Annotated in this window: 16 protein-coding genes, 1 pseudogene and 1 riboswitch; of the genes and pseudogenes, 4 read left to right on the plus strand and 13 right to left on the minus strand. The window is 44.3% G+C overall.

What is annotated here, in order from left to right; translation table 11 throughout:
- The 6 genes and pseudogenes from GT589_RS02520 to GT589_RS02545 all read right to left on the minus strand — a co-directional run.
- A pseudogene (locus GT589_RS02520) lies at positions 1 to 112 on the minus strand (glycine/sarcosine/betaine reductase complex selenoprotein A); the annotation flags it as partial.
- Between the two features lie 96 nt (positions 113 to 208).
- A complete protein-coding gene (gene trxA, locus GT589_RS02525) occupies positions 209 to 541 on the minus strand; it encodes a thioredoxin TrxA (protein ID WP_025434639.1) in 333 nt (110 codons plus the stop codon).
- A 107-nt stretch (positions 542 to 648) separates the two neighbouring features.
- Positions 649 to 1,596: a thioredoxin-disulfide reductase gene (gene trxB, locus GT589_RS02530; protein WP_293395513.1), complete on the minus strand. Its 948-nt coding sequence runs from the start codon at positions 1,594 to 1,596 to the stop codon at positions 649 to 651.
- 331 nt (positions 1,597 to 1,927) lie between these two features.
- Positions 1,928 to 3,448, minus strand: a complete 1,521-nt coding sequence (locus GT589_RS02535; RefSeq protein ID WP_293395516.1) for a glycine betaine uptake BCCT transporter — start codon at positions 3,446 to 3,448, stop codon at positions 1,928 to 1,930.
- A 289-nt stretch (positions 3,449 to 3,737) separates the two neighbouring features.
- Positions 3,738 to 5,051 (minus strand): betaine reductase selenoprotein B, encoded by a 1,314-nt coding sequence (grdH, locus tag GT589_RS02540; RefSeq protein WP_293395519.1) that lies wholly within the window; start codon positions 5,049 to 5,051, stop codon positions 3,738 to 3,740.
- A 34-nt stretch (positions 5,052 to 5,085) separates the two neighbouring features.
- On the minus strand, positions 5,086 to 6,414 hold the full coding sequence (locus tag GT589_RS02545; RefSeq protein WP_293395522.1) for a glycine/sarcosine/betaine reductase component B subunit: 1,329 nt from the start codon (positions 6,412 to 6,414) through the stop codon (positions 5,086 to 5,088).
- Between the two features lie 369 nt (positions 6,415 to 6,783).
- On the opposite strand from GT589_RS02545, the gene GT589_RS02550 reads away from it, so the two are divergent.
- Complete coding sequence (locus tag GT589_RS02550; RefSeq protein WP_293395525.1) at positions 6,784 to 7,485, plus strand: TetR/AcrR family transcriptional regulator; 702 nt, start codon at positions 6,784 to 6,786, stop codon at positions 7,483 to 7,485.
- A gap of 82 nt (positions 7,486 to 7,567) precedes the next feature.
- On the opposite strand, the gene GT589_RS02555 is transcribed toward GT589_RS02550, so the two are convergent.
- The 7 genes from GT589_RS02555 to dut all read right to left on the minus strand — a co-directional run bounded on the left by GT589_RS02555 (position 7,568) and on the right by dut (position 13,968).
- Positions 7,568 to 9,289: a methyl-accepting chemotaxis protein gene (locus GT589_RS02555; protein WP_293395527.1), complete on the minus strand. Its 1,722-nt coding sequence runs from the start codon at positions 9,287 to 9,289 to the stop codon at positions 7,568 to 7,570.
- Positions 9,290 to 9,555: 266 nt separating this feature from the next.
- Positions 9,556 to 11,004 (minus strand): aminotransferase class I/II-fold pyridoxal phosphate-dependent enzyme, encoded by a 1,449-nt coding sequence (locus GT589_RS02560; RefSeq protein WP_330582840.1) that lies wholly within the window; start codon positions 11,002 to 11,004, stop codon positions 9,556 to 9,558.
- Between the two features lie 99 nt (positions 11,005 to 11,103).
- On the minus strand, positions 11,104 to 11,454 hold the full coding sequence (locus GT589_RS02565) for a hypothetical protein (RefSeq protein ID WP_293395530.1): 351 nt from the start codon (positions 11,452 to 11,454) through the stop codon (positions 11,104 to 11,106).
- A gap of 4 nt (positions 11,455 to 11,458) precedes the next feature.
- Positions 11,459 to 12,190, minus strand: coding sequence for a lysophospholipid acyltransferase family protein (locus GT589_RS02570; protein WP_293395533.1), 732 nt, complete (start codon positions 12,188 to 12,190; stop codon positions 11,459 to 11,461).
- A gap of 94 nt (positions 12,191 to 12,284) precedes the next feature.
- Positions 12,285 to 12,614, minus strand: coding sequence for a hypothetical protein (locus tag GT589_RS02575; RefSeq protein WP_293395535.1), 330 nt, complete (start codon positions 12,612 to 12,614; stop codon positions 12,285 to 12,287).
- 99 nt (positions 12,615 to 12,713) lie between these two features.
- Positions 12,714 to 12,799, minus strand: a riboswitch (cyclic di-GMP riboswitch).
- Between the two features lie 152 nt (positions 12,800 to 12,951).
- Positions 12,952 to 13,521, minus strand: coding sequence for a manganese efflux pump MntP (locus GT589_RS02580; RefSeq protein WP_293395538.1), 570 nt, complete (start codon positions 13,519 to 13,521; stop codon positions 12,952 to 12,954).
- A 15-nt stretch (positions 13,522 to 13,536) separates the two neighbouring features.
- On the minus strand, positions 13,537 to 13,968 hold the full coding sequence (gene dut, locus GT589_RS02585) for a dUTP diphosphatase (protein WP_293395641.1): 432 nt from the start codon (positions 13,966 to 13,968) through the stop codon (positions 13,537 to 13,539).
- Positions 13,969 to 14,115: 147 nt separating this feature from the next.
- Here dut and GT589_RS02590 point away from each other — a divergent pair, with 147 nt between their 5' ends.
- The 3 genes from GT589_RS02590 to GT589_RS02600 all read left to right on the plus strand — a co-directional run bounded on the left by GT589_RS02590 (position 14,116) and on the right by GT589_RS02600 (position 17,422).
- Positions 14,116 to 14,823 carry a response regulator transcription factor gene (locus GT589_RS02590; RefSeq protein WP_293395541.1) on the plus strand — a complete coding sequence of 236 codons (708 nt, stop codon included), beginning with the start codon at positions 14,116 to 14,118 and terminating at the stop codon, positions 14,821 to 14,823.
- Positions 14,798 to 16,210: a sensor histidine kinase gene (locus GT589_RS02595; protein WP_293395544.1), complete on the plus strand. Its 1,413-nt coding sequence runs from the start codon at positions 14,798 to 14,800 to the stop codon at positions 16,208 to 16,210. The genes GT589_RS02590 and GT589_RS02595 overlap by 26 nt, the downstream gene beginning before the upstream one ends.
- A gap of 129 nt (positions 16,211 to 16,339) precedes the next feature.
- Complete coding sequence (locus GT589_RS02600; RefSeq protein WP_293395547.1) at positions 16,340 to 17,422, plus strand: HD-GYP domain-containing protein; 1,083 nt, start codon at positions 16,340 to 16,342, stop codon at positions 17,420 to 17,422.
- Positions 17,423 to 17,442 lie beyond the last annotated feature (20 nt).

Consider the following 17,442-nt stretch of genomic DNA (forward strand, 5'->3'; position numbering starts at 1 on the left):
CAGAGTATACTACTTCTGCTCCTGTGCCTTTTAGACATTCTGCCATAGCAGGACCTGGTATACCGTCTCTGTCACCGATGATGATGACTTTTTTGCCGTCAAACAAACTCATGGTTACCATCCTCCTATAAAAAATTTTAAATCTATAAAATAAACTCCCGGCCAAAAGGCCAAAGTCTACTCACTTAATTAATCAAGCTTGTTTCTATTAGCCAACGTGCTTGGCTATCATTGCATCTATGTTTTCTCTTGTAGCATCGTCTTTAGTAACTTCTTCTACTTTTTGTCCACCCTTGTAAAGTGTTATTGTTGGAAGTCCAAGTATTTTTTGGCTTATTGCAAGTCTTCTTGCTGAGCTTGTGTTGAATTTACGGAATGCAACCTTGCCTTCGTACTTTGCAGCAAGCTCCTCAACGTCAGGCATAAGAGCCTTGCATGGCACGCAGCCGTCGCTGAAGTAGTCAACTAGAACATAGCCTTCTGCCTCTAGTACCTCTGCTTGGAATTGATCCTTGTCTATTTCAACTAGTAATGCGCTCATTGAAAGTCATCTCCTTTTAAATTTTTAATATTATCAACATATTTTTTACAGTCACCATTTGAATTTATAGCCTTGTTTCGGATTGTCAAACAATATTTTTGCGTTCTTTATTCTTCGAAGTTAGCCTCAACGTATTTTTCAGCCTGAGTTGCAGCTATGGCTCCGTCTGCACATGCAGTAACTACCTGTCTTAGAGACTTGACTCTTATGTCCCCTGCTGCGAATACGCCTTCAACATTTGTCTTCATGTTGTCGTCTGTTATTATATAGCCGGCATCATCAAGTGTTATCTTGCCCTTGAATATGTCGCTCTTTGGTATGTAGCCTATGAATACGAATATTCCGAATGTGCCGTCTTCTTCATTTGCAAAGTACTCTGTAGTCTCGCCTGTAACCAGGTTCTTGAACACTGCAGACTCTACTATGCCGTCTCCCTTTATCTCTTCTATTGCAGAGTTCCACATGAAAGCAAGCTTAGGGTTCTTGAACGCCTTTTCCTGTATAGACTTGGCAGCTCTTAGCTCATCTCTTCTGTGTACTATTGTAACCTTTCTTGCAAACTTGGCAAGGTACATAGCCTCTTCAACCGCAGTGTCTCCTCCGCCTACTACGAACACTTCCATGTCCTCGAAGAAGTCAGCGTCGCAAGTTGCGCAGTATGATACGCCTTTGCCTGTAAGCTCTTGCTCTCCTGGGCAGCCTGCAAGTCTTGGAGCCGCTCCTGTTGCAAGTATTACTGATTTTGCCTTGTACTCGGCCTTTTCGCCTTTTATTACTTTTATCTTGCCGTCAAAGTCAACGTCTACTATCTTGTCCATTACCTTCTCAGCGCCAAACTCGTTTGCCTGCTCTTCCATTCTCTCTATAAGTGATGGACCTGTGGCTTCCCTAACTGATCCAGGGTAGTTGGCAACCTCGTGAGTTATTACTATTTGTCCGCCCACTTTCTGACCTTCGATCATAAGTGTCTTCATTTTTGCTCTAGCTCCGTATAGCGCTGCCGCCAGCCCTGCAGGACCCGAACCTATTATGGCCAAATCGTATACATTTTCCACTTAAACCCCTCCTGTTTATGCATGCATTTTTATTCATGCATGGTGTGATTTTATATCACAATGTCAAATAAATGTCATCATATTAAAATATACCAAAATAATGCTTATAACTGAATATATTTCCATTGAAAAAACAACATATTATATTTTTTGATAGAGACACCATTTTGCATAAATTAATCATATGATGACACTATATTTATACTCAAACGCAAAAGATGGAAACATTATTTATATTTTAACAATGCATATCGATATACAAGCCAAAAATAGCAGCAGATATATATCCTGCAGCACAAATTTTTGGCTTGTTATTCAGCAGTTCACAAATTTATTTCTTTGACTTGGAGTCCTCCGATAGCACCTTTAAAAGTGAAACACAGGCAAGAAGCATTACTCCTATGAAAGGAAAAGCCGCTGCTACAGATATGGTCTGAAGCGACTGAAGACCTCCCGCAAGAAGAAGTGCGGTTGCAAGGAGCGCCTGGAAGAGTCCCCATATTATTTTCTTTTGATTCGAAGGATTCAGATCTCCTTCAGATGTAAGCATTCCTAGTACAAATGTAGCCGAGTTTGCTGATGTTATGAAGAATGTGCACAAGAGGAAAAGAGTGATGAATGACAGTAGCGTTCCAAAATTGTAATGTTGCATAACTGCAAACAATGCAGTTTCAGGCGCACCTACCGCAGCCTTGAGCCCATCAAGGCCAATCTTATCCGAAAGTCCTATTCCAAGAGCTCCAAACACTGCAAACCATATGAAAGATGCCACTGCAGGCGCAAATATTACTCCGCCCACAAACTCTCTGATTGTCCTACCTCTTGATATACGCGCTATGAACGAACCAACAAATGGAGCCCAAGCTATCCACCATGCCCAGTAGAATACTGTCCAGCTTTTAAGCCAGCTGTTGTCTCCAAATGCATTAATCGACATTGAATCCTTTAAAAAGTCATTTAGGTACAGTCCAAGGCCGTTTGAGAACGCATTCATCGTGGCCACCTTAGGCCCTATGAGGAATGTTCCCACAAGAAGTGTTCCTGCAAGCCACAGATTGATATCTCCTAGTATCTTGATTCCCTTGTCTATGCCGCTCACCGCAGTCCAGATGTAGATTACTGTAACAATAGCAATTATCATTATATTCATCATTGTTGTCTGTTCTATGCCGAATATATAGCTGATTCCGCTTCCTATTTGAAGAGTTCCCATTCCAAGGGATGTTGCAACTCCTGCAACCGTTGCGAATACAGCCAGTATATCTATAGTCTTGCCTATAGGCCCTTTGACTCTCTCTTCGCCAAATATAGGTATGAATATGCTGCTTATGAGGCCCGGCTTTCCTTTCCTAAATTGCATATACGCAAGAGCCAGTCCTATGACGCTGTAATTCGCCCAGGGATGGAATCCCCAATGTTTGAACGATGTCTTGAATGCGAAATCGACAGCTTCTTTAGAGCCCGGTTCTACACCCAGCGGCGCAAGGTAGTGATAAATCGGCTCCGCCACGCCCCAAAAAACAAGGCCTATGCCCATGCCTGCGCCAAATAGCATCGCAAACCATGATGTAGTACTATAATCAGGCGTCGAATCATCAGGTCCGAGCTTTACATCTCCAAACTTGCTGAATGCAAGGCCTGCAGCAAAAACTACAAACACGAACATGGACATAAGATATGCCCAGCCAAATGTTTCTGAAAGAAAAGAAAGAAGGTTGCTTGCAAATGTTGCAAAGTTATCCTTGAAAAGCATTCCCCATCCAACTATTCCAAGAACTATAAGCATTGATATATAGAACACCTTGTTGTCTGGCTTTTTCACTTGGGGAGCTTCACTATTTAATGATACCAATTAAATTCCTCCTTTTTTGCTAGCCAAAGTTAGTTTTGACACTTAGTTATTTTTTTAACTTATCGTCATATTATTTGCTATGTTTTCTGCATTGTAATAAGTTTCTCATGTTTATATTGTATATTATATAAGGGGTTATTTAGATACAATATTTATTGCCTAATCAGGAGTGATGCATCATGCAATCACTCCTGATTAAAGCTTTCCGTACATTTTTCACTTTTGCCGTTCAATTTTATTTTCTATTTTTCAATTATATTTTGGATTGCGTTTGGATTGCGTTTGGATTTTATATTTTCACCTTGAATATTGTCTGTTCCTGAACATCTACCGTTAGAGCATCTAGTGCCGTTCCAACCCTGTGATACCTAAGTTTCCACTGCTGCTCCTTGGATGTTGAAGGATCTCCCAAAGGATATGGTATTGATATTGTAGGTACTATTTTGTTGGCTCCCACTGTAGAGGCAACAGGGATCAAGTTGCACATTTGTACTATAGGGAATCCGGCTCTTTCTATTTCTTTTACCATCGTTGCACCGCAACGTGTACATGTGCCTCAGGTAGAAGTCATGATAACGCCGTCAACTCCGCCTTCTTTAAGCTTTACAACTATTTCCTTGGCCATTCTTGCAGCTTCTGCCTCTGTAGTTCCAGTTCCAACTGTTGAGTAGAAGTACTGGTGAACCTTTCCTATCTTGCCTTCCTTTTCATATGCTCTAAGAGCGTCAAGCGGAACTATAACGTTTGGATCAGCGTCTGCAGCAGCAGGGTCGAATCCGGCGTGTATTGTCTTATAAACGCCACCTTCAAGCCTTTCAAGCCCTGTCACATCATACATTCCCCATCTTGTGGCTGAAGCCGATTGGATTCTGTCAGGGTTGTCAACAGGAACTATTCCGCCTGTAGTAACTACAGCTATAGTAGCCTTCGAAAGGTCCTTTATAGGCGCAGCTATTTCTACTCTATCTGACTTAGGTATTGGAAGCTCTGTCTGGAACTCTTCACCGCTTAGCTTTTTAAGCAGCATGTCAACTACTCTTTCAGAAGCAGGCTTTCCATCCTCTCTCCAGTACTGATGCCTCTTTCCTCTTGGGAAAAATCCTTCAGCGTCCGCAGGTCCGATTTTCTCTCCTGCAATAATCTTGTTGGCCACCTTAGCCATAGCGCTCATGTCCTGTCTCATTCTGCCTGCGTTGTTTCCGCCTATCATCACGTACATGTCCTTCTTGAACATCTGAACTCCAGGATTTTCAACATGCATAGATGTAACTACAGGTACATTGTACTTTTCCTTTACAGCCTTGCATATTTCTCCACATGCCACGCCGTATCTTCCTGCCTGGAATGCCGGCCCTGCAAGGAATATGTCGAATTCCTTGTCATCAAGGAATCCAAGTATTCTCCTTATGGCCTCATCCTTGTACGTTCCCATGAAGTTGTCACCACATATTACAGTATGTGTCACCTCGGCACCTTCTAGAACTCCGTTAAGCATCATAGCCGCGCCTACTTGTCCGTTTATTATTTCAGGCTCGTAATCAGCCTTGTCTTCACCGCCTACCTGTCCAAAGAACTGGTTCAAGTATAAGATTGCTTTTTTCATCTATTCGCACCTCCGTCAGGATTATATTAGAGTACTAAAATTCCTTCATAGTCTTTGTAGACCAGCCTACAACCTGATCTCCGCAGAACATGGCATTGTTTTCCATTATCACAGAGCCGTCAGCTTTCACTGAAGAGCCTAGTATCTCGTCTCCTGCCCATCCGCCAGAAAGACCATCTCTAGCAAGAGCTTCCAGTTCTCCGAGTACTACTGGCATAGGAGGAAGCTCTATTAGCTCAGATACGTTGCCGCAAGAAACTATGGCATTTGCCTTCTCGTCTAGAGTAACAAGCGGCTGCGAGAAACCGTCCCTTCCTGTACACTCGTTTGTCAGGCCTACAGTTTTAATGCCTTCATTCTCAAGGGCCACTATGCATGCTATGAAGTCAGCATCCGGATTTCCGTAGCCTTCCTCGGCAACTATTGCTCCCTGTGCTCCAAGAGTCTTGGCCATTTGTGCCACGAAAAGAGCTGAACGCTGCTTTTGCTGAAGTGCCACGTTTAGGTTCGACATTATTACTCCAAGGAAATTGACTGTCTTGCCGTGCTCAGCGTATAGCCTTTTTAGGGCAGGGAAGTTCTGGAAGTCATATGTCGACCATTTTGAAGAGCATGGCATGAAGCTTCCTGATATGATCGCTCCATCAAGCACTTCGTTTGGATGCATGAATGTTGGCACCATTCTGTTCATGTCCCAGCCATAAACAAGATCATTGTAGCCAAGCTCCTCCATCTGAGACTGAGGCTGCATTACGAATACTACTCCCGGAAGCTTTGTTACTTCGTCGTTTCTTTGTGTAACAGGCTCAAGCTCGTATGTCTCTATTTCCTGAGGCTCCATGTCCTTTACTGTCTTTCCTATATATTCAGCAAGCTTGTGACCGGCCCATCTTAGAGTCTTATTCTTTTTCTGTTGCTCGTTCTTTTCGAAGTCCTCGTTAGTATCTCCCACAAGAACTATGTTCTTAAGCGTCGAGTAGTATGTGTACTTTGCTCCCTCGCCGCCCATATCTATAAGTCCATCCTGGAATCCTCCCCAGTGCTTGCCTACCACAAGAACACTGCAGCCTTTAAGGGCATGAGTTCTTCCCTCGCCACATCTTGTAAGCTCTTCGTCTGTAACTCCAGGGAAATAAGTTCTGCCGTCAAGTTTGATCCTTGGCTCTATGGCCTCTTTGACAGGGCAAAGTCTTACCATGTCGCCGGGTTTTACAATATGAAGCTCCGCATGTGTTATGTTCTCATCCTCCATAACATAGTCCAGAGCCTCCTGCTTGTTTATAGTAAGCACGCCGTCCTTGAATGACGTTTTTTCTCCGAAAACGATTTCCTCAACATAAAAATTACCCAATTCCAATTTCATCAACAGACACTCCCTTCATACTTTAAAATGATAGATTTGCTTTAAAACTCCTGCAGGTTTTTTCAAATCCAGTCTGTGAAACGTTTTTTGATTTTTCAGAGTTTTTTTGAAACTTCTACTCTTTGTTATAATTATACACGATCCAGTTTATTTTGCAACCAAAATTATATAATAATCATGATTATGATAGAGGACTTCTATAATACTTTTCTGTATTTGCAAGCTCTTAGCATTAGTTTTATTTATCGAAAAAAATTTCACAATTATTATTTTGTTCAAAAATTACCCCCAACCGTATATGTTAGCGGTTATATTTGTGTTATAATCACATTTGAAAATCAACAAAATACTTATTTAGGGTGATTATATATGTACAGCAAAACCTCTGAAGTCAAAAAAAGAATGCAAAAGATAAGGATGATGAGCTATTTCATAGAGGCGACACAGAAAATAATAGAAGAGCAGGGCTTTGAAAATGTTACCATAAGAAAGGTTTCAGACATTGCCGGCTACAACAGCGCCACTATTTACAACTATTTCGAAAATCTAGAACACCTCGTGTTTTTTGCATCCATGAAATACCTGAGGGAATACTCGAGGAATCTCTCATCTTATACAAAGGGAGCCAGGAATTCTCTTGAAAAGTATCTCAACATTTGGAGCGCCTTCTGCAAGTATTCCTTCGAAAGGCCTCAGGTGTTCTACACCATATTCTTCGACAAATTCAGCAGCTCGCTTCCTGACATAGTTGAGCAGTACTATGAGATATTCTCAGAGGAGCTTGGTGAGCACAAGGATTCAACACTTCTGATGCTTCAGAAGAAAAACATATATGCTAGGAACAAAGCCATACTTGAAGACTGCGTGAGTGAAGGCTATATAATGGCTGACGATATAGACGCCATAAACGAGATGAGCATGCTCATATACCAGTCTCTCCTGTCCCGTGTTGTGGACGGCCAGGTCTCCTATTCTCCGGATGAGTCATCCAAAAAGACTCTTGAATATCTTAAGCGTGTGCTTATCTCATATCAGGTGGACAATACTGTGTCGAATGCATTTGAAAACTAAGGCAAAAAAATAGAATCCTTTTCGGGATTCTATTTTTTTGTCCTGCTGCGATGTCGCTGTTCAATTGTAAAATTATCTGAGTTTAGAATTTGAACTTGCCAAGCTCCTCGTCCATATTCCTGGCTATGCTGCTTAGCTCCTCAGAAAGGCTCTCTATCTCCTCTATCGAGGCCAGCTGTTCCTGCGTACTTGCGGATGTCTGCTCAGTGGCTGCCGAGGTCTCCTCTGTCAAGGCAGATATGTCATGTATAGAGTCGATTATTATGCCCTTATGCATTTCTATCTTTTCGGCACTCTCGCTGACCTGGTCAATCTTTTCATTGAGTTTTTCCAGTATAAGCAGCGTATCTTCAAATATTCTTCTTGTCTCTGTTACAGACTTGTTCTGTTCAAGTGCCGCAGCCTTGGCATCTTCCATGGTGCTTACAGCTTCGTGTGATTTTTTCTGTACGGTCACTATCAGATCCTTTATTTCGCTGGTGGCGCTTTCTGTACCCTCGGAGAGCTTTCTTATCTCCTCCGCTACTACTGCAAATCCGCGTCCCGCATCGCCGGCTCTCGCCGCCTCTATGGATGCATTGAGCGCAAGCAGATTTGTCTGGCTTGCTATGTTGTCTATCATTGCAACTATAGACTCTATGTTCTTAGAATAATCGTATACGCCCTGAATTTCCATGCTTACCTGCTCTGTCATCTTGTTGCTCTCGTCCACCTTGAGGTCTACAAGCTCTATGGCCTTGCTTCCCTGGATGCTAAGCTGCGCTGTCTCGTCAGAGAGCGTATTCATATCGCTTATGAACCTGCTTGCCTGCTCTATCTCATCTCCAAGCTCGGTTGCCTTGATTGCGACGTTTTCAGCGTCGCCAGCCTGCTCTGTGGAGCTTTGTGCTACCTCCTGCATCGCCTTGGCAACCTCATTGGCTGCAAGTGTAGATTCATTCGTTATCTTGGAAAGGTTCTCCGAGGATTCCGTTATCGTTCCAGCCGAAACCCTTATGCTTTCGAGCAGGTTTCTGAGGCCCTCCTGCATCCCCTGCATCGACTTGGCAATCTGCCCCATTTCATCGTTTCTCTCAAGCAGCTGCTTGTCCACATCACGGCTGAGATCGCCTCTTGCTATTAAATCCAGATGCTTGTCTGTTTCAAGCACGGCCTTTACTATTCCACGGGTTATGAAATAACTGGCTGCTATGCATATTGCAGCGGCTGCTATTATTATCTGAATCATTGCCAATGATGCGCTCTTTGATTCATTCAGATTTTTCTGCTTTATGGCTTCCGCGCTTTTTATGTTGTAGTCCACAAGCGCATTGAGCGCAGTGTGGTACTCTGTAAGCATCCCCTCCGAGGCCTTGAATACGTCATATGCCTCATCAGGCTTTCCTTCCCTGGAAAGTTCAAATATAGCCTCCATCTTCTGCCCGAAGTTGGTCCTGTTCTCCTTGAAGGCCGCCAGCTGTTCTTTTTCGAGCTGATCCATAGGGGTCTTCTCGTAGGTTGAAATATTGCCTGTGAGCTCTTCGCCGTCCTTGCCTATCTTGCCTATGTATTTCTCGACACTATTCATGTCGCCAGCTCTTGAGGAGTTTATCACCTCGAGCAGGTTCTTTTCAGCATCCGCTACGTTTGCCGACGCTTTTTCAAGATGTTCCACAGACTCCATTGTGTTGCTGAAAATCAATTCAATATTCTCATTGGCCTTCATGTTGAAGTAGTAGCCTACCCCACCCACAACAAGCAGCATAAGAATCATGAAACCTGACAGCATTGACATTTTACCGCCCAGCTTAATACTCCTAAACATGTAATCCCACCCCCGTTTTATTCTTTACTATTTGCTCTCTTTCGAGCCGGCATTCATAACGTTGGAATATTATGCATCCCTATAGTGCTTCATACCCATAATGTACATATATTAACATTATACAAACCTTAGACTTTTCTTAATTTATTTTAATGTAATTATAGTTGTTTGCTTTTGCACATTATAAATATTCCATGCATCTGCATTTAATTATCCGCAGAAAAAAAAGATGACCCACTACAGTGAGCCATCTTTCACTTATTCATTTACATTCCTAGTATTTTAATGTACTCTACATCAGGGTCTTCAGTTCCAACGAGCACAGCGCTTTGTTCCTTGAGAAAGCTTATGTAGTCTATCATTTCGCTCGTTATTCTCTCTCCTATTGCAAATATAGGGATTCCATGCGGATAGAGCATAAGGGATTCTCCCGCCACCTCGCCTGCTGCATCCTCAAGCATTACAGTCCTTTTGGGGCTGTAGAAAGCCTCTCTTGGCGATATTACCACGTATGGATTTTCAAGTATAGGCTGCTCTATTTGGCGCCAGCCCTTTGCATGCCTTGTGCTTATATCCTCAAGCGCCTCCACAAGGGCGTCTATGTCTGATTCGGAGTCGCCCAGGCTGACTATGGCAAGTATGTTGCTGCCGTCCGCCAGCTCCACCTGTATATTGTGCTCCTCTTTCAGCATGTCGTATACCTCAAACCCTGAAAGTCCTATGCCGGATACGCACACGCCAAGCTTTGTCTCGTCAAAGCCGAATATATCGTCTCCGTTTATAAGCTCTTTGCCGAAGGCATAAAGGCCTTCTATTGAATTTATCCTGTCACGCGCTGCCCTTGAAAATTTTACAGCCTTGCCCACCAGCTCATCTCCCATGGTTGCAAGATTCTTCCTTGCCGCATCGAGACTTGCAAGCAGCAGATATGAAGCGCTTGTTGTCAGCATTAGCTGCACGGTTGTCATTACAGCTCTGTGATCAACCATCCCATTTTTGACAAGCAGCATTGAGCTTTGTGTAAGCGAGCCCCCTGTCTTGTGAATGCTCACAGCGCTCATGTCTGCCCCCGCATCCATTGCAGACATTGGCAGGTCTTCATGGAATCCAAAATGCGTCCCGTGGGCCTCATCCACTAGCACTACCATGCCCCTTGAGTGCGCCAGTCTTACTATTTCACTTATGTTTGAGGTGGCTCCATAGTATGTAGGGTTCATAAGCAAAACAGCCTTTGCATCTTTATTTCTGTTTATGGCCTCTTTTATTGCTGCTGACGAAACCCCGGTTCTTATCCCGAGTTCTCTATTGACGCCCGGCTGAACATATATGGGCACGGCTCCGCTGAGCACCAATCCCTTAATAATTGATTCGTGCGAATTCCTGGGCACTATTATCTTTTCTCCGGGCTTGCATGTGCTCATTATCATAGCATGCACCGCGGCGGTTGTTCCCCCTACCATGAAAAAACAGTGGTCTGCATTGAAGGCCTCAGCTGCAAGCTCCTGGGCCTGTTTTATCACTCCGCTTGGGTTGTTGAGAGAATCTACAGGCTTGGCCGAGCTAATGTCCAGCTTAAGCCCTTTTTCTCTGAGTATCTTGTCAAAATCCGACAGGCCTCTTCCGCCTTTGTGCCCGGGAACATCGAAGTGTATAGTTTCCTTGTCGCAGCATTCTACTACCGCGTCTAAAATAGGCGTGCTGCTTTGACTTTTCAATATGTATTCACTCCTTTAAAAAAAGGGCGTTCAAATCCAGTCTGAACGCCTATTCTTGATAATATGTTATTTTACCCCGGTTTGCAGCGTTGAAACCATCTATATGCTCTGCTTTATTCTCATGAGCACGCTGTAGCCTTCATCAATTATGCTTATAGAGCACCTCGAGCAGTCGATTTCAAAATTGAGCATTGCCGAATAAAGGTCTATGCTTCTTAGTATGTGAACCGTCGCAGACGCATTGCCCTTTTCCTTTGAGAGCCTTATTAGTATGTTGGCCGCCATGCACGATTGGAGCCTGTCGCCCAGGTATCCAGGCAGTCCTTCCATTTCGATATTAAGCGTCCTCTCACCCAGAGGTATTAGTATGTCCGCATCAGATGCTTCATCCCTTAGAGTCCTTATTTCAAAATCAGTGTCCAGCAAGAGTCCGTATATGTTGTTTTTCAAACCGCTACGCCTCCTGAGTCTGTCCAAGATTATTGAGTATCTCACCGCGCACTATGTCGCCCAGATTTTTCTCGTCTTCCTTAGAAATTTCATCGGTATATATAGGCTTTGATATTATTATGCGAACGTCCGAAGGATATACGCTCAGTTTGCCTTTGAGCATTATGTCCTTTGAGCCTATTATGGTTACCGGCACTATTGGCGCCTGCGCCTTCGTTGCCAGCTTCAGGCTTCCCGGCTTGAACTCCTTGAGCCCGCCGTCCTCGCTCCTTGTGCCCTCCGGGAATATTACCATCGAATATCCGCTTTTGACATTGTCAGAGCCTTGGCTTATGGATTTGAGTGACTGTCTCGCATCGCTCCTGTCCATGAATATGCAGCCCATCTTGTCCATCCAGCTGCTTATCACAGGCAGTTTTCTGAGCTCTATTTTGGCTATGAAAGCCTTGGGCTTGTCTATGCAACCCAGGAGTATTGGTATGTCGAAGTTGCTCTGGTGGTTGCTCACAAAAACTACGGCCCTGTCGCTGGGAATGTTCTCCTGGCCCTGGACGCTCACTCTCGAGCCGCTGAGCCTTACAATTGCTTTAGCCCATTTGCTCACTGTATCGTTTACGATTTTGTCCTTCTCATCCCTTTTTCCTGCCTGCTCGAGCTGTGAAACCCGCCTTAGCTTTCCAAGCGATGAAGTCAGGTATGTCACAAGGTATATTAGTATTGTTATTGATCTTATCATTTGATGCCGCCTTTCGCTGTATTTTTTGATGTCACTAACCATTTTAGCAGATTTCTTCCCCATATACAAAGCAAAAGGCCTTCATATTGAAGGCCTATGCATATATGTAGATTCCGCTGTAGCTTCTCTTTCTTCTTATGTACTCCTTTTTCAATTCAAGCTTTTCAATCAATGCGCCTGATTTTTGGATGTACCTTTCAACTTCACTGCTCGCAAAGTCACCCCTTTGCTTTAGAACCTCTGATATTTGAATCAGCATGTCAAAATCGCTCTGGGCGTTTTTCAAATCGCGAGCGCTCTTTGCCTTGCTCAGGTTGTTGCTTATTATGTCATACAGTCTGTCGAGCTCCCTTTCCACCGCACACTTGTCAGGCGTATTCAGGTAAACAAATCTTACTAGTTCGTTGGTTATCTTGATTCCCATTACAACACCCCCTGCTTATTTAAAGGTATTTGTGGGATGCTTACAAAAGCGCCCACCGTTTCCGGCGCTTTTACTATGCTGGATTTAGCATATAAGCATTCCGGCAGCCTGGCAATCATGGGGATTCTCCCTTTAGACCCATGGCTTTGCGTCCCTGCCTTTAAGCAGGTTTGCCATTGTCACATGCTTTCTTGAGTGCTTTCAAAATGCTGCGAACATTTGCTTTGACGTATATCTGTATTCTGTAGCATGAGCATTCTTGATAATAATTATATCATACCGCATATTTTTTTAAAATATCGTTATAAATATTGTATGGATTATTTATGTTTTTGTCCTACACGAAAATCGTATGCTGCAAGAGTATCTTGAGTCCTATGCCTATGAGGAAAGCTCCTCCAAGATATTCCGACCAGCTGCTTAGCATGCAGCCGAACTTGTTGCCTATGAAATAGCCCCAGAAAGAGAGTATGAATGTGACTATGCCTATTATTAGCGCAGCGCTGACAAGCGGCGTGTTCAAAACGCCAAAGCCCACGCCCACTATGAGCGCGTCTATGCTCGTTGCGACTGCAAGCGCGATAAGCAGCTTTATGCTCAGATGGCTGATGTCCTCTTCTCCGCACTCTTCGTCCTTGTTCTTGGCTTCGTGTATCATGTGAAGGCCTATTGCTCCAAGCAGCAGGAATGCAATCCAGTGGTCGACTCCAGATATGTATGACTTGAAGCCGGCTCCGGCCAGCCAGCCTATAACAGGCATTGCTCCCTGGAAAAACCCGAAAAACAGTCCCAATTTGAGCGCATCATTTATCCTTGGCTTTTTTGCAGCCACTCCTCCGCTTACCGAAACTGCAAAGGCATCCATTGCAAGTCCTATTGCTATGAAAAAAATCGAAAGTAAATTCATAATTCCACTCCTCCCCTAGTATCCGCTTGAACCAAAGCCGCGCTCGCCCCTTCTGCTCTGAGATAGCTCGCCAGTCTCGGCCACCTCTACTCTGAGCACCGGCTGCACTACCATTTGGGCTATTTTCATTCCTTTTTCAACCTTGAACGGGTCTTTTCCGTGGTTAATCAGAATGACTTTTATCTCTCCCCTGTAGCCCTCATCTATGGTTCCCGGGGTGTTGAGAACTGTAATGCAGTGTTTTAAAGCCAGGCCGCTTCTTGGGCGAATCTGGGCCTCCGTTCCCGAAGGAAGCTCTATGCTTATTCCGGTCCCGACAAGCTGGGCCTCACCTGCTTTGATTAGTGTTTCCTCCACCGAGAACACGTCAAGCCCTGCGTCACCCGGATGTGCATAGCACGGCATTATTGCATCCTTGCTCAGCCTCTTGATGTTAAGCTTCATGATTTACCCATCCTTTCTGGAAGTTTCATATAATATTTTATTATAGCACATTTATATGGCTCCTCTGACGCGTTCATCACAAAAATAAGCTATGTCCGCAGATGTTTTGGGTATATGTATCTATATGCTTATTTTTCAAAGGAGGCCACAATGAACGTCAACATACTTATAGCAGAGGATGAAGAGGATATACGTCAGCTTGTAACACTCCACCTTGCAAAGGAGGGCTACGAGGTGTTCGAAGCGTCAAACGGCGTTGAGGCACTTGAAATATTTACACGCGAGAGGATTGACCTTATAATACTCGACATAATGATGCCCGAGATGGATGGCTTCGCCCTGCTGCAGCGCATAAGAAAGCGCAGCAAGGTCCCCGTCATAATGCTTACCGCCAGAACCGAGGAGGCAGACAAGATTCTCGGCTTGGGGCTTGGCGCCGACGACTATGTGATAAAGCCTTTCAGCGTGATAGAGCTCATATCTCGTGTAAACGCCCAGCTCAGGCGGTACATGGAATACAACCCCATGAAGGCCCCTGAGGACAAGCTGCGCAACGGCGGCATTGTCATGGATCTTGATGATTATTCCGTCGAAAAGGACGGCGTTTCCATAGAGCTCAACCCCAAGGAATTCAAGATGCTCAGACTTTTTTTGGAGAATCCGGGCAAAATATTCACCAAGAAACAGATTTATGAGTCCGTATGGGACGAACCTTATGTGGGTGACAACAACACGCTCATGGTTCATGTGAGCCATCTGCGCGACAAGATTGAGACAGATCCAAAGGACCCCGAATACATTAAAACCATAAGGGGAATCGGATACAGGATGGATGATAAAGATGATAAAGCTAAGTAAGTATGGCATAGGGCTGCTCAACAGAAAAATCTCAATATCGACCCAGTTTTTTCTCAACTACCTTATACTGTTTTTTCTCATGATTGCAGTGACGGTTACAACCTCCTTCTTTGGATTTTCTTATGTCGAAAAAAACATAGAACCGGACAACTTTGATCTTTCAGCCCTGCACAGCAGCATAGTTGAGGACGGCATAGACAAGGCCTGCCAGAAATACGGCGTGTCGGATGTCTCGTATGTGGAGATACTCGACTCTAATTTCAGAATAACACAGCAGTACAACAGCCCTCACAGCATAGGCTACAGATATCCCAAGGAAAACATGCTGGATTTGATGCTCAGCAACACTCCCCGCTACAAATTCCTGAACGTAAAAGAGCAGCAAAGCCTCGTGCTGTTTGCAACCTCGGCATCAAGCAGCTCGGCTAAGGCCGAAAACGTAATGCAGGTCTTTCTTAAGACGTTCACAGTGAGCCTTATAATGGTGCTTCTTATATACGCCAAGATAACCTCGTCTCTTATCATATCTCCGATAAACAAGCTGCTTCAGGGAGTCAAGACCATATCTGCCGGAGACTACAGCACGCGCATTAAATTCAGCTCCAAAAACGAATTTGAGGATTTGCGTGACGCTGTAAACCAGATGGCCCAGAAGATAGAAAATGAGATAAACCTGCGCGAGGAGACTGAGGACAACAGGAAAAACCTGGTGCTATATATATCTCACGACCTCAAGACCCCGCTCACCAACATACTCGGCTACTGCGAAATTCTTAAGAATGAAAAGGACCTGCCCCCGGAAACCGTCGATAAATATCTGGATATAATTATTGCCAATGCCAGACGCGCAAACAGCCTGATACAGGACCTTTTCGAGTTGTCCAGACTCGGAACCGAGAGCGGCACAAGGGATTTCCAGCGCCTTGACATTTGCGAGGTGACGCGCGAGATTATAATCAACTATATCGACGAGCTGGAGCAAAATGATATGAAGTACGATTTCGAAATACCCGACCAGCCTGTGGAATGCCTTGTAAATCCAAAGCAACTGGAGCGGGCAATCGGAAACATAATAAACAACAGCATAAAGTACAGCGGCAGAGGCACTGAGCTTTTCATAAAGCTGAAGGCCACAGAGGACTCAGCATTCATAATAGTACGTGATACAGGCGTTGGCATATCAGAGGATTTCAAAGGTGACCTGTTCGAGCCTTTTGTAAGGGGCGAATCCTCCAGGAATCCAAAGACGGGCGGTACGGGCCTTGGGCTTGCAATAACTCAGAAAATAATAGAAAACCACAAAGGGAGAATAATTCTGGACAGTTCGTATCGGAAGGGCTGCAAATTCATAATAATGATTCCAATACTAGATGGAGACAATTTATAAAAATTCACAAAAATGAATTTACCAGCTTTAAAATCAGGACTATATGTGTTATATTCATTTTTATGATAGGTATATTTCCCCATATCCTCAGCATCATAATTCCTATGCATCACTGCCGGAGGTGTTTTTATGCAGCATAAAACCACAACAGTTCCTGTTTTAAACCTAAACGCCGGCATGATCCTGGGCGATGATTTTTTCGATTCGAACGGCTCTTGCATTGTGAGCAGGGGCGTCGTTCTAAATGATAGCATTGTGTCACGGCTCAAGGAAAGATTCCCCTATAAGCTCGCATGCATACAAGTTGAGCTTGCTGAAGATGTGATGGCGTCACGAAACAGCAGGGTAAAACGCATAGTCAGGACAGAGGTATGCTTAAAGCAGCTTTCAAACGGAATAAAATCCGTAATACGCGATGTCCAATCGAGCGGAAAACTCGATTCAAGGGCAGTCGAGGGCATGTCTGTACAGCTGCTTGAGAATTTCAGGGACTACTCTATAGTTCTGGAAAGCATAGTCAAGGAACGCTCTTTAGATGAATACATACAAAGGCACTGCGTAAATGTATCTGTGCTTTCTATAATGCTGGGCCGATGGCTGGGCTTTACAGAGAGCGAGCTGATGATGCTCGCGCAGTCTGCGCTTTTGCATGACATAGGAAAGGTCAAGATAGACGAGCGCATACTCAACAAACCTGGATGTCTGACACGTCTGGAGTTCACTGCAATCAAGCGGCACTCCATCCTGGGATACGAACTTGTCAAGGACATACGCCACATAAGCCCCATGGCAGCCTCCGGCATACTCATGCACCATGAAAAAATTGACGGCTCCGGCTATCCCTTAGGCCTGCGCGGAGAGGAAATAAGCCCATTTGCAAAAATTATAGCCGTTGCCGATATTTTCGACGCGATAACCTCCAAAAGGCCCTACAAGGGCAAGGAGTCACCTTTTCACGCTCTCGAGGTCCTCAAAAGCGAGCTTTGCGGAAAACTGGACCCCCTCTGCCTCACGACATTCCTGCAGAAGGTTTCGATGTTTTACATAGGAGAATACGTCCGCCTAAGCAATGGAAAGGTTGCCAAGATAGTTAAAATAAACCCTTCGGATATATCCAGGCCTCTTATTTTGTCTGGAGCCGAATTCATAGACCTGAGCAGGTCCTGTGCACTTGAAATAGTTGAAATCGCCCACATTGCAGCCATGAAATAGTACTGAGAAATATCAAAGAG

The sequence above is a fragment of the Peptoclostridium sp. genome, assembly GCF_009881055.1.
Lineage (GTDB): Bacteria > Bacillota > Clostridia > Peptostreptococcales > Peptostreptococcaceae > Peptoclostridium_A.

Coding starts and splice junctions, on each gene's coding strand:
- trxA (WP_025434639.1), bottom strand. CDS start 541: ATGAGCGCATTACTAGTTGAAATAGACAAGGATCAATTCCAAGCAGAG.
- GT589_RS02545 (WP_293395522.1), bottom strand. CDS start 6,414: ATGAAATTGGAATTGGGTAATTTTTATGTTGAGGAAATCGTTTTCGGA.
- GT589_RS02550 (WP_293395525.1), top strand. CDS start 6,784: ATGTACAGCAAAACCTCTGAAGTCAAAAAAAGAATGCAAAAGATAAGG.
- GT589_RS02555 (WP_293395527.1), bottom strand. CDS start 9,289: ATGTTTAGGAGTATTAAGCTGGGCGGTAAAATGTCAATGCTGTCAGGT.
- GT589_RS02570 (WP_293395533.1), bottom strand. CDS start 12,190: ATGATAAGATCAATAACAATACTAATATACCTTGTGACATACCTGACT.
- GT589_RS02575 (WP_293395535.1), bottom strand. CDS start 12,614: ATGGGAATCAAGATAACCAACGAACTAGTAAGATTTGTTTACCTGAAT.
- GT589_RS02580 (WP_293395538.1), bottom strand. CDS start 13,521: ATGAATTTACTTTCGATTTTTTTCATAGCAATAGGACTTGCAATGGAT.
- GT589_RS02590 (WP_293395541.1), top strand. CDS start 14,116: ATGAACGTCAACATACTTATAGCAGAGGATGAAGAGGATATACGTCAG.
- GT589_RS02595 (WP_293395544.1), top strand. CDS start 14,798: ATGATAAAGATGATAAAGCTAAGTAAGTATGGCATAGGGCTGCTCAAC.
- GT589_RS02600 (WP_293395547.1), top strand. CDS start 16,340: ATGCAGCATAAAACCACAACAGTTCCTGTTTTAAACCTAAACGCCGGC.